This window comes from Micromonospora gifhornensis, from assembly GCF_016863515.1.
Classification (GTDB): domain Bacteria; phylum Actinomycetota; class Actinomycetes; order Mycobacteriales; family Micromonosporaceae; genus Micromonospora; species Micromonospora gifhornensis.
In genome coordinates this window covers 21781-34786 of record NZ_BOPA01000024.1, presented here as the reverse complement: position 1 = coordinate 34786, position 13006 = coordinate 21781, and the positions used below count along the sequence as shown (strand labels likewise).

11 protein-coding genes are annotated in these 13006 nt (G+C 71.8%); 3 read left to right on the top strand and 8 right to left on the bottom strand.

Translation table 11 applies throughout. The annotated features are described in order from the left end of the window. Window positions 1-119: 119 nt before the first annotated feature. The 6 genes from Vgi01_RS17770 to Vgi01_RS17745 form a co-directional block, all read right to left on the bottom strand. A complete protein-coding gene (locus tag Vgi01_RS17770) occupies window positions 120-1649 on the bottom strand; it encodes a hypothetical protein (protein WP_204291756.1) in 1530 nt (509 codons plus the stop codon). Further along, window positions 1646-2785, bottom strand: a complete 1140-nt coding sequence (locus tag Vgi01_RS17765) for a hypothetical protein (protein ID WP_204291755.1) — start codon at window positions 2783-2785, stop codon at window positions 1646-1648. Before Vgi01_RS17765 ends, Vgi01_RS17770 begins: the two co-directional genes overlap by 4 nt. Before the next feature lie 320 nt (window positions 2786-3105). Beyond that, window positions 3106-3945, bottom strand: coding sequence for an SRPBCC family protein (locus Vgi01_RS17760; RefSeq protein ID WP_204291754.1), 840 nt, complete (start codon window positions 3943-3945; stop codon window positions 3106-3108). Next, window positions 3938-4495: a winged helix-turn-helix domain-containing protein gene (locus tag Vgi01_RS17755; protein ID WP_204291753.1), complete on the bottom strand. Its 558-nt coding sequence runs from the start codon at window positions 4493-4495 to the stop codon at window positions 3938-3940. Before Vgi01_RS17755 ends, Vgi01_RS17760 begins: the two co-directional genes overlap by 8 nt. A 130-nt stretch (window positions 4496-4625) precedes the next feature. Then, entirely contained in the window at window positions 4626-5969 is a 1344-nt protein-coding gene (locus Vgi01_RS17750; RefSeq protein ID WP_204291752.1) for a class I SAM-dependent methyltransferase, read from the bottom strand. Window positions 5970-6125: 156 nt separating this feature from the next. Beyond that, window positions 6126-7508 carry an FAD-binding oxidoreductase gene (locus Vgi01_RS17745; RefSeq protein ID WP_204291751.1) on the bottom strand — a complete coding sequence of 461 codons (1383 nt, stop codon included), beginning with the start codon at window positions 7506-7508 and terminating at the stop codon, window positions 6126-6128. Window positions 7509-7615: 107 nt separating this feature from the next. On the opposite strand from Vgi01_RS17745, the gene Vgi01_RS17740 reads away from it, so the two are divergent. Then, window positions 7616-7900: a DUF427 domain-containing protein gene (locus Vgi01_RS17740; RefSeq protein ID WP_043719772.1), complete on the top strand. Its 285-nt coding sequence runs from the start codon at window positions 7616-7618 to the stop codon at window positions 7898-7900. A 57-nt stretch (window positions 7901-7957) separates the two neighbouring features. Then, window positions 7958-8656: an RICIN domain-containing protein gene (locus Vgi01_RS17735; RefSeq protein ID WP_204291750.1), complete on the top strand. Its 699-nt coding sequence runs from the start codon at window positions 7958-7960 to the stop codon at window positions 8654-8656. 10 nt (window positions 8657-8666) lie between these two features. Here Vgi01_RS17735 and Vgi01_RS17730 read toward each other — a convergent pair whose 3' ends face one another. Next, window positions 8667-10019: an MFS transporter gene (locus Vgi01_RS17730; RefSeq protein WP_373306987.1), complete on the bottom strand. Its 1353-nt coding sequence runs from the start codon at window positions 10017-10019 to the stop codon at window positions 8667-8669. Between the two features lie 19 nt (window positions 10020-10038). On the opposite strand from Vgi01_RS17730, the gene Vgi01_RS17725 reads away from it, so the two are divergent. After that, on the top strand, window positions 10039-11013 hold the full coding sequence (locus Vgi01_RS17725; protein ID WP_204291748.1) for a GlxA family transcriptional regulator: 975 nt from the start codon (window positions 10039-10041) through the stop codon (window positions 11011-11013). A gap of 40 nt (window positions 11014-11053) precedes the next feature. On the opposite strand, the gene Vgi01_RS17720 is transcribed toward Vgi01_RS17725, so the two are convergent. Beyond that, entirely contained in the window at window positions 11054-13006 is a 1953-nt protein-coding gene (locus Vgi01_RS17720) for a vWA domain-containing protein (RefSeq protein ID WP_204291747.1), read from the bottom strand.

The following is a 13006-nucleotide window of genomic DNA, read 5'->3' as shown; positions in this document are numbered from 1 at the left end:
GCCAGATCCAGCCGGACGGAGTCCGCAACCCGACGGCCAGACCAAGCCATCCACATCCATCAGCAGCCGGCCAGCCGGCCACAAAGGACACACTGCGCGACGAACACACGACCCAGTGTCTAGGTCCACTCCTCGTCGGGCACCGGTGCCGCACCTTCGCCGGCCGGCAACGGATCGACGGGCACGCCGGCGGCGGGCGGACCGCCGTGGGTCCACGGGGTCTCCTCGACCGCCGGGAAGCTTCCCGCCGGCACGTACGCCTCGCTGAGCGTCGTGTAGCACAGCCGCTCCCCCACCTCGGGCACGCTGCCCGGTGCGGCGGTCAGCCCCCGACCCATCCCCCCGGAGAGCTCCACCACCACCTCGGTCTTGCCGTCGGCCACCGGCGTCACGAAGACCACCCGCGCCTTCTGCGCCGGCCGGGCCGGACTGGACAGAACCGCGCCCACCGGCACCAGCACCGGGTCGGTGGTCACCAGCTGGATCCGTGGACGCAGCACCGGCCGCCGGCCACTGTCGTCGATACGTGCCGCATCGGCCAGCACCACCTCGCCGACGAACGCCTCGCCGGTCAGCCGGTACTCGGCCATCACCAGCGGATCGTCGTAGGCGCGCTGCACCGCGTACAGGTCCGCGGCCCGCTCCAGCCGGTGCAGCCGGGCGGCAGCGGCCACCGCACCGTCGCGGCGCGGCTGGGGCGCACCGTCGGCGTCGACATGATCGGCGTACGCGGTGAAGGCGTCCCGGTCACCGTCCCAGCGGCCGGCCACCCGGGCGCCGGGCGGCAGCGCCCGCAACAACCCCACGCCGCGCCACATCAGCTCCCAGGTGGGCGTCAGCTGATCGCGCAGCAACTTCTCCAGCTCCGCGTACGCCTCACCCCGAGCCACCTCGTCCGCCTCGGCGGCAGCGTACGCCTCGATGGCCGGGGCGAGCCGCTCGTTGTCGAAGCTCGGGTCGGTCGCCGGGCCGGCCGGCGGACACCTCTGCGGGTCCTCGGCCCAGGCCGCCGCCTCGGCGCCGCTGCGACCGGCCGGCGGCGCGATCCAGCCGAGCAGTGCCGGCAGATGCAGGTCCTCCACCGCGCTCTGCCCGGTCGCCCAGTGCAGACTCAACGCCTGCGTCATCGCCACCAACGCCGACGAGCCCGGATGCTCAGCCCGCTCGGCGAAGAAGGTCAGCCACCGGCCCAGCAACGGCACCTGCGGCGGCACCGGATAATCGCCGTCGATCCGCCGGAACCGGGTGGCCCGGCCCAACAGCCGCAGGAACGTCACCCCGGCCGGATTCGGCACCAGCAGCTGCGGGGCATCGAGGTAGCGGTACCGCACGTCCCGCCCCCGGTCGACCGGCACCGCCTCGTTCGCCCCACGATGGGCGTCCACATAGGGCAGCACGGTGGCCGCCAGCTCGGCGACGAACGCGAACCGCTGGTCCCGGTTACGTGGCTGCGGCACGATCAGCAGCCGCGCCTCGCCCGGTGCCGCGCCGACCATCGCCGCCAACGGCGCGTTCGCCTCACCCGCCATGGCCAACGGCACCAGCACCAACGGCCGCCGGGACAGATGCAGGTGCCGGACGGTGGCCACCGGTTGGGCCACCCCGGCAGCCACCGCCTGCGCTGCCGCCAGCGCCCGCAGCGTACTCACGCCGCCCCGCTGAGGGCCTCGGCGCGCAGGCGGGCAGCGGTACGCAACAGCGCCGCCGCCTCGGCCCGCTGCGGATCGGCGACCGGCTCACCGTCGGCGAGCGCCAGCACCTCGGCCACACTGTCGATGCCGCCCAGCGCCTCACGGACCGGCCGACCCAACGCGGCCGTGTGCCCGCCCGCCTCCTGCCGACAGAAGTACGCCAACTCGCAGCTGGCCAGGCAGTCCGGGGCGTAGCGGGCCGGCACCTGCGACAGGGACGCCACCAACGTCGCCGGCTCCGCCGCCGGGTCGGCGGTGAAATCGGCAGGTACGCCGGCCAGCAGCTCGTCGAGCTGCGCCATCCGGTCCAGTTGCCGGCGTACCACCAGCAACTGCTTCCGCACGTCCAGCAGGTGAGCCACCGGCCGGTTGGTGAAATCGCGCGGGCAGATCAGCACCACCTCGTGCGACACCAGATCCGGATCGGGTCCTCGCATGGCGAACAGGTCCCGCAGCGCCAACACGTACACCGCCGACTGGACCGCCGCGGCGGCCAGCTTGGCCGCATCGGCCTGCCCATCGACCACCGGAAACGACTTGATCTCGACCACGTGGAACCGGCCGCCCAGCCGCGCGGTCACCAGATCCGGCTCCAGATGCACCCGCCGCCCGGCAACCTCCAACCCGAGCAGCGGATGATCGAACAACGCCGCACCCTGATCCACCTCGTGGGGACTCCCCGCGTGGCCGGGGTCGGTCGGCTCGTGGGGCGTGACTGCGGCGGTGAGCAGCGCGGCCGAGCGTTCCACCCGGCCGGTCAACTCGTCCCCGTCACCCAGGTCGGTCCAGCTCGCCACCGCCGGCACCGGGACACCCAGCCGATCGGCAACCAGGCGCAGCAGTTCGGCACCGCCGTCCGCCTTCACCTGCGCCTCGAACGTGTTGCCCCGGGTGATCGCGAATCGGGACTGCCCGAACCTGGCGGGAAACCCGACCCGCTCGGCCAGCGACGGCTTGTCCACCCCCGCACCGTCCAGGACGGCTCGGCGTGTGCAACCCGGGTTACCGGTCAACGCCGCGATCGTCCGCGCGTTGTGCCGCCGCGGCGGCAGCCCACCCCGAATCTCCGCCAGCCGCTGCTCGCTACTCGTCACGACACGCCACCATAGCCCCCACCCCCACCCCCACCACCCCACCAACACCCCCCACCCCCACCCCCACCCCACCCTGCCCCACCCTGCCCTGCCCTGCCCTGCCGCACCCGCACCCGCACCCGCACCCGCACCCGCACCCGCACCCGCACCCGCACCCGCACCCGCGATCTTGCACTTGTGGTCGCCGATCCGCACCTTTCACCCCTTATTCCCCGACCGAAAGTGCAAGATCGCGGGCGCAGACGGGCGGGGCGGGGTGGGGCGGCGGGGTGAGGGAGGGGCGGTGCGGGAACGGGAGGGTGGGGTGGGTCTGGGTGGGGTTAGTTCGTGGGGATCCAGATGGGTTGCCAGTTGGGGATCTCGTGGAAGCGGCGTAGTTCGGCGAGGCCGGAGACCAAGCCGGCCCAGGCGGCATACGGCGGGTTCTGCTCGTCGAAGCCGCTCTGCACGAAGGTGAGCCTGGTCTTCCCGTCGGACTCGGCCAGTTCCCAGGTCGTCACGCCGGGCCCTTCCCAGTCGACGGACATCCGCCGACCCGGTTCCAAGTCAACGATCTTGGCGGCGTGATCCGCTTCGAGGCCACCCATGGCGTACCGGCCGCCGACCCAGGGCTCGATGCCGATCGGGTAGCCGAACCAGGCGGTGACCTGCTCCGAGTCGGTGAGCGACTCCCAGACCTTGTCGGCGGGGGCGTTGATGAACATTTCCACGCGGAAATCGGTGCTGGTGAAGTCCGTCTTCGGCAGCAGTGGGCTGCCTTCCAGGTGGGCGTTCAGGTTGGCGGTGGCCAGTGCCCAGTAGGTCTGGAGCGCACCCCGGATGCTGGTGCCGTTGATGACGTCGTTGAAGTCGAAGTGGGTCTGCGACAGGTGCAGCACCGTGGCGTCCGGCCCGTCCGGGCGCAATGTGATCTCGGTGGTGGTCTCCTCACCGTCGAGTAACCAGGCGAAGCGCAGCCGGTCGTCGTCGACGTCCAGCAGTCGCTGGTGTGGGGCGTCCCCCTCGGGCGTGTAGCGACCCCAGAACTCGTACCGCTTCGGCAGGTCGACCTCAACGTGCTCGGCCAGCCAGATCCGCAGCTCGGCCGGATCGGTCAGGGCCTGGCGCACCCGCGCGATCGGTGCGGCGAGGCGTATGGCGATGTTCATCGGTTCAGTCACGGTCGGTCTCCTTCGGATAGCAGGCAACGGCGAGCTTGAAGGCGTCACCTTCGGTGCCGCCGTAGCGGGTGAACAACTCCTGTAACGCGGACTGGAGGTCGTGCAGGAATTCCTGCCGGCGCTCGGCCGGCACCCGGATCTCGCCGGAGACGCCGATCGAGGGCAGCTCGGGTGCGCTGCGGTCGAGGGCGGCGACATCGGCTTGGACCTCCTCCATCAGGTCCAGCAGGTAACCCAGGCTCAGCTCGTCGCGGGTGCGACGCAGGCCGATCCGTCCCACCACCCGGGGTGAGAGCCAGTACGACCGGGCGGCGGCCTGGTAGATGCCCTCGGTGATGCCTCGGACCTTGCGCTGGTCGACCTGCTCGACCAGCCCGGCCGCGACCAGTTGCTTGACGTGGTAGTAGACGCGCTGCGGCGTCTGCTCCAGTCGGGCGGCCACCTCGGTGCAGGTGCGCGGCTCGGCCAACTGCCGCAGCACCTCGACGCGCTGCGGCTTGAGCAGGACCTCGGCCTGCTCGATCTGTTCCAGGTACAGGACGTCTCTCATCGCAAAAACCAGCTTGTACGTACAAAATCTGTTTGTCAATCGATCCGACAAAGGCCGCGCCGGGCAGTTCCGGCGCGGCCTTTGTCGATCAGCAGGTCAGCAGGTCAGTGGGTCAGGAGGCCAGAGGAGGTCAGGCCAGCCAGTCCGGGCGCAGCGGATAACCGTTCACCCCGTCGGGGCCGTTGCGGGTCGCCACCACCTGGTGCAGTTGGATGCCGTTGCGTTCGAACGCCAACCGCGAACCGGCCATGTAGAGCCCCCAGACCCGGGCCGTGCCGGAACCCACCTCGCCGACGCAGAAGTCCCAGTGCTCCACCAGGTTGCGGCACCAGGCAGCCAACGTCAGCGCGTAGTGCTGGCGCAGGTTCTCCTCGTGGTGCACCTCCAGGCCGACGTCGTGGATCTCGCTGATCACCCGACCCGGCCCGGCCAGCTCACCGTCAGGGAAGACGTACCTGTCGATGAACGCCCCGGAGCGGTGCGGCGCCCGGTTGTCCGCCCGGGTGATGCAGTGGTTGAGCAGGCGACCTTCGGGCCGCAGCCGGTCGGCGAGGAACCCGAAGTACGCCGGATAGTTGCGCACCCCGATGTGCTCGGTCAGACCGATCGAGGAGACCGCGTCGAACTGTTCGTGCGGGGCGTCCCGGTAGTCCATGTGGCGCACCTCGGCCAGCCCGGTCAGCCCTTCACGCTCGATCGCCGCCTGCGCCCACTGCGCCTGTGCCCGGGACAGCGTCACCCCGAGCGCCTTCACGCCGTACTCGCGGGCCGCGTGCCGGACCATGCCGCCCCAGCCGCAGCCCACGTCCAGCAGCCGCATCCCCGGACGCAGCGCCAGCTTGCCCGCCACCAGGTCGTACTTGCTGGCCTGGGCCTCTTCCAGGGTGTCGTCGGGACTGCGGTACACCGCGCAGGTGTAGGTCATCGACGGCCCGAGCACCTTCTCGTAGAAGGCGTTCGACACGTCGTAGTGGTGGGAGATGGCGCTGCTGTCGCGGGTCCGCGAGTGCCGCAACCCGCCCACCACCCGCTTCCAGCGCGGCAGCGCCTCCTGCGGCGGGGCCGGCGGCGGCAGCAGCCGCTCCCAGCCCAGCCCGCGCACCAGCGCCAGCCCCTCGGCCAGCGCCGGTGGGCGCACCCGCAGCTCGTCCTTGAACACCCGCAACGCTTCGTACGGGTCACCCGGGTGCACACCCTCCAGGGCCAGATCCCCGCTGACGTACGCCCGCGCCATGCCCAGATCGCCCGGGGCGGTGAGCAGGTACGACAGCCCTCGCTCGGTGCGGATCGCCAGGGTGATGCCGGAGTCGGCCGGCCCGATGGCGCTGCCGTCGTAGCCGGTGACCCGTACCGGCAGGGGGCCTGCGGTCACCGCCCGGATGACGTCCGCCACGGTCGGCCCACGCCGCCCGGACCCCGGGGGCGGCGTAGCGGACGCCCCGGCCGCGCCCTGCTCTCGATCAGTCAAGCTCATGCCGGCACTCCGCTTCGCTCTGCGCCACCATGAGGCACATCCGCGCTGAGCCCGATGATTCGCTTACTCCGCTCGCTCATGCCGGCACTCCGCTTCGCTCCGCGCCACCATGAGGCACATCCGCGCTGAGCCCGATGATTCGCTCACTCCGCTCGCTCATGCTCGTGCTACCGCCTTTTCGTACAGTCCGGTGAGGCGATGCTCCGGGTCGTACCGGTCCCGCACGGCACGCCACGTGTCGCCGCCGTAGAGCCGGTCGAACGAATCCCGGTCGTAGTACGCGTCGGAGTAGAGCGACTTGTGCCCGCCCACCTCCGACACCGCGCGCTCGATCTCACGGTTGACGTCGCCGTCGGCGGCGCCCTCGGCGATCGGCACAGTTCCCCAGAACCCGATGTTGACGTAGTCCTGCGCCGGCCGTAGCGGATACAGCGGCCAGGACCGGGCCGATCCGGCGCCCGTCGGCTCACGCAACCGCAGCGGACACAACCACACCGGGCTCATCCGCACCCGGTCGGCGAACCAGTGCAGGAATTCCGCCGTACGCTCCAGCGGAATCTCCACGTCCTGCACGACCCGCTCCCGGGGCGGCTGACCGCGCCAGCGGTCGATCCGGGCAGCCACCTGGTGCCGGTGCTCCAGACGCACGATGCGGTGGTAGACGTCGCTGCGCCGCCAGCGCGTCGGCCACAGCCGCCGCACCACCGGATGCTGCACCCCGAACGCCGCCGAGCACCAGAACCAGTCGGTGTCCCACCGCCACAGGTAGTCGTAGCTGGTCAGGGCGTCGCGCTGACGTCGGCGCAGCGAGCGGTAGTAGATGTCCTGGCCGGTGTAGTCGGAGACCGCCGGCACGTCGTCGGTGAAGGTCCCCAGCACCAGGTACGCCTCGTCGGGGCTGAACATCACCCCGTCCAACGCGTCGACCGGCTCGCCGTCCCAACTGCGGCTGGCGGTGATCTGGCCGATCGCGGCGGTCAACTCGGACAGGTCGGTGAACCGCACGTTGCGCAGCGCGACGTGACGGCGCACCGGTTGCAGCTCGATGCGCAGTCGGGTGGCGTAACCGAGGCTGCCCAGCGAGTTGGGGAACGCCGCGAACAGGTCGGCGTGCTCACCCTCGCGCCGGGCGCTGACCACCTCGCCGGCACCGGTCAGCACATCCAGCTCGATGACCGACTCGTGCGGCAGGCCGTTGCGGAACGAGGTCGACTCGATGCCCAGCCCGGTGACCGCCCCGCCGAGGGTGATGGTGCGCAGCTGCGGCACCACCATCGGCATCAGCCCGTGCGCGAGGGTCGCGTCGACCAGCCGTTCGTAGGTGCACATGCCCTGCACCTCGGCGGTGCGGGCGACCGGGTCGACACCCAGCACCCCGTCGAGCCCGCTGACGTCCAGCCCGGGAGTGCGGGGAGCGTTGCGCGGGCGGAACAGGTTTGACGTGCGCTTGGCCAGCCGCACCGGCTGGCCCGGAGGCACCGCCTCGTACGACCGCCGCAGCTGGGCCACCGCCAGGTCATGATCACGGACGGCGTGCATGGGATCACTGTACGCTCCGACGCCGTCCTGGGATGTCCATGAGGGGCATTTCGGATACTCCGTCTCCGCGATACCGCCCGGCCTCCGGCGGGCATAGCGTTGGGGTCATGCCGAAAGCCGTTTGGAACGACCTGGTGATCGCCGAGAGCAACGACACCGTGGTGGTGGAGGGCAACCACTACTTCCCCCGGGCCGCCCTCCGCGAGGACCTGATCCGCGACTCCGACACCCACACCGTCTGCCCGTGGAAGGGCACCGCCTCCTACTACACCCTCGAACACGCGGGCCGGACCAGCGCCGACGCGGTCTGGTACTACCCGGAGCCGTTCCCGGAGGCGGAGATGGTCCGCGACCGGGTCGCCTTCTGGAAGGACGTCCAGGTCGTCGACTGAGTCACCCGGGCCGGGGGCGACTGGCCCGAACCGGCCGGCGTGCACCAGGATGCCGGCATGTCGGAAACCGATGGACCGGGCACCGTCTACGGCACCCGCCGAGGCGGGTTGCTCCGCGACCCACTGCTGGGCACGGCGCTGGCGATCGGGCTGATCGGCATCCTGGCCGGGGTGGTGTTCGCCACCGGCGCCCTCGACGACGGTGACCCGCCACCGGCGGCGAACATGGCCGTGAGCAGCGCACCCTCGACCGAGCCGAGCCCGACCGAGGAGCAGCCACCGCCCACCACCCAGGCGCCCGAGCCGACCCCGTCGGCCACCTCCAGCGCCGCCCCTGACCCGCTCGTCGGCCCGAAGGTGTTCGCCGGCGTCGGCTCGGGCCTGTGCCTCGGCCTCGACGGTGCCGGTGAGCGGGCGATCGCCGAGTTGGCCGTGTGCACCGGCGGTCCGGAGCAGCGGTGGATCGTCAGCCGGTACGGTCCGGACACGGTGACGCTGACCAACGCCGCGTACAACCAGTGCCTCGACGTCGAGGGGGGCAGCGGCGACGACGGCGCCCGGCTGTTGCAGTACGGCTGCCACGGCGAGGTCAACCAGCAGTGGCGTCTCCAGCCGGTCGACGGCGGCGCGATCCTGCTGGTGGCCGTGCACAGTGGCAAGTGCGCCCAGGTCCATGGCGGCGGCACCGCCGCCGGTGACGACGTCACCCAGGCCCCCTGCAACGGCAACCCGGCCCAGCGCTGGACGCTGCGATGAGGCGACCCGGTCAGTCCCGGTAGCTCCACGCCTTGGGGGCCACCGCGACCGGGGCCGGTTCCATCAGGACGGCACCGCGTCGGCGCAGCAGCATCAGCGACAGCACCGCCGCGCCCACCGACAGGGCTCCCGCCACGTGCCAGGCGAGGGTGTACGTGCCGAGTTCGTCGCGGACCAGTCCCGCCCCGATGGCGGCCACTGCCGCACCGAACTGGTGTGCGGCGAAGACCCAGCCGAAGACCACCGCGCCGGAGAGGCCGAAGTACTCCCGGCACAGCGCCACGGTCGGCGGAACGGTGGCCACCCAGTCCAGGCCGTAGAAGATGACGAAGACCAGCATGCTCGGTTCGGTGGTGGCCGCGAACAGGCCGGGCAGCACCAGCAGCGAACCGCCGCGCAGCGCGTAGTAGGCGCCCAGCAGCAGCCGAGGGTCGTACCGGTCGGTGAGCCAGCCCGAGGCGATCGTGCCGACGATGTCGAAGAGACCGACGAGCGCCAACAGCCCGGCCGCCGTGGTCTGCGGCATGCCGTGGTCGTGGGCGGCCGGGATGAAGTGCGTCCCGACCAGACCGTTTGTGGTCGCACCGCAGATCGCGAAACCCGCGGCCAACAGCCAGAACGGTCGGGTCCGGGCCGCCTGGGTCAGCGCGCCGAGGGCCCGCGCGGCGGCACCACCGGCCGGCCTGACCGGCTCGACGACCTCGCTCGCGCCGTACGGGGGCAGCCCGAGATCCGCCGGGTACTCCCGCAACAGACGCCACACCAGCGGTACGACCAGCAGGGCCGCCCCGGCGACGACAAGTGCCGCCGAGCGCCAGCCGTACGCCCCGACCAGCATCGCCAGCAGCGGCAGGAAGACCAGTTGACCGGCGGCCCCGCCGGCGGTGAGTACGCCGGTGACCAGGCCCCGGCGGTGCACGAACCAGCGCCCGGTCACGGTGGCCACGAAGGCCAGCGCCATCGAGCCGGTGCCCAGCCCGACCAGTACGCCCCAACAGGCGATGAGCTGCCAGCTCGCGGTCATGAACACGGTCAGTCCGCTGCCTGCGGCGACCATCGTCAGCGCGGCTGCCACCACCCGGCGGATGCCGAAGCGGTCCATCAGCGCTGCGGCGAAGGGCGCGGTCAGCCCGTAGAGCAGCAGGTTCACCGAGACGGCCGCGGAGATGGTGGCCAGCGGCCAGCGGAACTCGGCGTGCAGCGGGTGCAGCAGCACCGACGGGGTGGCCCGGAAGCCGGCGGCACCGACAAGCGCGACGAAGGCGACGGCGGCGACGATCCAGGCGGGGTGCAGGCGGACAGGTCGACTCACCAGGAGAGTCTGCGGCCACCGGGCCGGACGGACGAGTGGCCGAAAGGCCATCCTCCGCAATAATCGGGCCATGACGCCGCACCGTATCGCCGTCCTCGCCGTCGACCATGTGGTCGGGCTGGACCTGGGCACCCCCTCCCAGGTCTTCCGGACCGCGCGAAACGCCGACGACCAGCACTTCTACACCGTCGACACGTGCACCCCGGGCGGTCGGCCGGTGCGCAGTACGGCCGGTTTCCAGGTGCTGCCCGACCACGGCCTGGAACTGCTGGAGGGTGCCGACACGGTGATCGTGCCCGGGGTGAACGGTGACGCGACCCGGCGACGCGACGCGATCGAGCCCGAGGTGATCGAGGCGTTGCGCGCCGCGTACGACCGGGGTGTTCGGGTCATGTCCATCTGCACCGGCGCGTTCGTGCTGGCCGCCGCCGGCCTGCTCGATGAGCGCCGCGCCACCACCCACTGGGCGTACACCGACCGGTTCCGTGAGCTGTACCCGAAGGTCGACCTGGACCCCGACGTGCTGTTCGTCGCCGACGGCCCGGTGCTCACCTCCGCCGGGGTGGCCGCCGGAATCGACCTGTGCCTGCACGTGGTTCGCACCGACCACGGCAGTCAGGTCGCCAACCAGTCCGCCCGCCGGTGCGTGATGCCGCCGTGGCGCGACGGTGGACAGGCCCAGTACATCGAACGCCCGGTACCGCAGGCACCGGACACCAGCACCGCCGGGGCCCGCCAGTGGGCCCGCCAGCGGCTGCACGAGTCGGTCAGCCTGCGGGACCTCGCCGGGCAGGCGCGGATGAGCGTACGCACGTTCACCCGACGGTTCCGGGCCGAGACCGGGCTCAGCCCGGCGCAGTGGCTGCTGCGGGAGCGCACCGACCATGCCCGGCTGCTGCTGGAGAGCACCGATCTGAGTATCGACCAGGTCGCCCGCCGCAGCGGCTTCGGCACCGCCGCCGCCCTGCGCCAGCAACTGCACCAACGCGTCGGCGTCGCGCCGTCGGCCTACCGCCGCACCTTCAAAGGAAGGGCACCTTGTTAACGCCTCCGGTAGAGGAAGGGCCCCCTTTTAACAAACGACGCTAGCGCCGACCGCGACGGGCCCGCAGGTAGTCGCTGACCACGTACTCGCCGAGGTCCTCGGTGTCGGGGGTGAACACCCGGCCGCCGCTGCGGCGGGCCACCGCGTCGACGAAACGGCGCAGCCCGGGGTCGTCACCGAGCATGAACAGGTTCAGCGTGGCCCCGTACCGGCCGAGCCGGTCCACCTCACGGATGGTCGCCTCGATCGTCTCCCGCAGTGGCGGCCAGCAGAACACCGCCTCCCCGTCCTCGGCATCCAGGTGGGCGGTGGGTTCCCCGTCGGTGACCACCAGCACCACCGGCTCGGCGTCCGGATGACGACGCAGGTGCCGGCCGGCCAGCCGCAACGCGTGTTGCAGGTTGGTGCCCTGGGCCATGTCCGGTTCCACGGCCGCCAACTCCTGCTGACGCAGCGGCGCGGCCTCCCGACCGAATCCGATGATCTGCAACGCGTCCTGCGGGAACCGGGTCGCCATCAGGTGGGCCAACGCGAGCGCCGTCTGCTTCATCGGGCCCCACCGGCCCTGCGAGATCATCGAGTACGACAGGTCCACGCAGAGCGCCACCGCCGCCGAGGCCCGCCGCTCGGTCTCGACCACCTCGAAGTCCGTCACCGCGAGCGGCACCGGCACGCCCGGTCCGGCCCGGGCGACCGCCCGGGTGAGCGTACGCACCACGTCCAGCGGCTGCTCGTCGCCGTACTCCCAGGGGCGGGAAGCCCCACTGACCTCACCGGCCGCCCCCGCCGTGCGCAGGTCGTGATGCCCGCGCGGGCCGGCAGTCAGTTCGGCGAAGACCTGACGCAGCGCGGTGCCGCCGAGCCGGCGCAGCGCTTTCGGGCTCAACGTCAACCCCTCGGCGTCGCGGGTCACCCAGCCCTGGCGGCGCAGCTCGCGCTCCAGTTCACGCAACTGGCGTACGGCGGCGGCAGCGTCACGGCCCAGGGTCCGGGCGACCGCATCCACGTCGATGTCGTCAAGCGTGGCCCCGGGATGTGCCTGACCGAACTGGTCGAGCAGGTCGTCCAGCTCGGCCACCTCGTCGAGCACACCTGTCGCCTCGCCGTAGCTCAAGGGCTCGCCACCCTGTGTCCGCTCGCCGCGCGCCCACCGCAGGTCGGGTCGCAGCGACCGCAGGTTCTGCTCCAGCGCCGACAGTTCTCCGGCGAGCCGGTCACCCAGCGACTGCCGCATCAGCTCGCCGAGTTCGGCGCGCTGGCGCTCCGACAGCGAATTCATCAGCCGCTGCCCGGCCGCCGACCGGCGGGCCAGCAACTCGATAAGTTCGTCGACGTTGCCCGGTCGTTCCGGGAAGAACTCGCCGTGCCGGCGCATGAACTCGGCGAACGCATCGGTGGTGTCCTCGGCGCGAGCATGCCGGGCCAGCAGGGCGTTCAGGTCCTGCATCATCTCGGCGAGCCGTTCCTGCACGGCCGGGTCGGCGGCCAACTGTGCCGACTCGCGCAGTCCGGCGAACCGCTGGCCGAGCACGTCGTCGCGCAGCCCGTCGAGGATCCGCTGGTAGAGCTGCCGGGCCTCGTCGCTGGCCCACTGGTAGCCGGAGAGTTCCCGTACCGCCTGGGCGGTGGAGCGGGGCAGGTTGTTGAGCACCGTCTCGGCGAACCGGGCCGCCTCGTCCTGCCGACCGGCCAACTCGTCGCGCTCGGCGGCGAGGGCCTGGTCGAGCTGGGCGCGGGCCCGGGTCACCGCGCCGTCCAGCTCGCCCCGGCGCAGCACCTCCCGACGCAGTCGGCGGGCTCGGGCGGTCAGATCGTCCAGCCCGCCGCGCCCCTGCAGGCCCCGGCGCAGCAGGTCGCGTAGGGCCTGGCGCAGACTGCCGCCGGCCAGCACCTCCTGGCCGACCTGGTCCACCGCGGCCTGCACGTCGTACGGCGGGGCCAGCGGGTCGGGGCCGCCGTGCCACTGCCCGTACCGGAACCGATTGCCGGCCAT

Excerpts from the sequence above, each read along its gene's own strand:
- Vgi01_RS17720 (WP_204291747.1), bottom strand. The coding sequence starts at position 13,006 with ATGGCCGGCAATCGGTTCCGGTACGGGCAGTGGCACGGCGGCCCCGAC.
- Vgi01_RS17735 (WP_204291750.1), top strand. The coding sequence starts at position 7,958 with ATGTCGGAAACCGATGGACCGGGCACCGTCTACGGCACCCGCCGAGGC.
- Vgi01_RS17750 (WP_204291752.1), bottom strand. The coding sequence starts at position 5,969 with ATGAGCTTGACTGATCGAGAGCAGGGCGCGGCCGGGGCGTCCGCTACG.
- Vgi01_RS17730 (WP_373306987.1), bottom strand. The coding sequence starts at position 10,019 with ATGGCCTTTCGGCCACTCGTCCGTCCGGCCCGGTGGCCGCAGACTCTC.
- Vgi01_RS17745 (WP_204291751.1), bottom strand. The coding sequence starts at position 7,508 with ATGCACGCCGTCCGTGATCATGACCTGGCGGTGGCCCAGCTGCGGCGG.
- Vgi01_RS17740 (WP_043719772.1), top strand. The coding sequence starts at position 7,616 with ATGCCGAAAGCCGTTTGGAACGACCTGGTGATCGCCGAGAGCAACGAC.
- Vgi01_RS17725 (WP_204291748.1), top strand. The coding sequence starts at position 10,039 with ATGACGCCGCACCGTATCGCCGTCCTCGCCGTCGACCATGTGGTCGGG.
- Vgi01_RS17755 (WP_204291753.1), bottom strand. The coding sequence starts at position 4,495 with ATGAGAGACGTCCTGTACCTGGAACAGATCGAGCAGGCCGAGGTCCTG.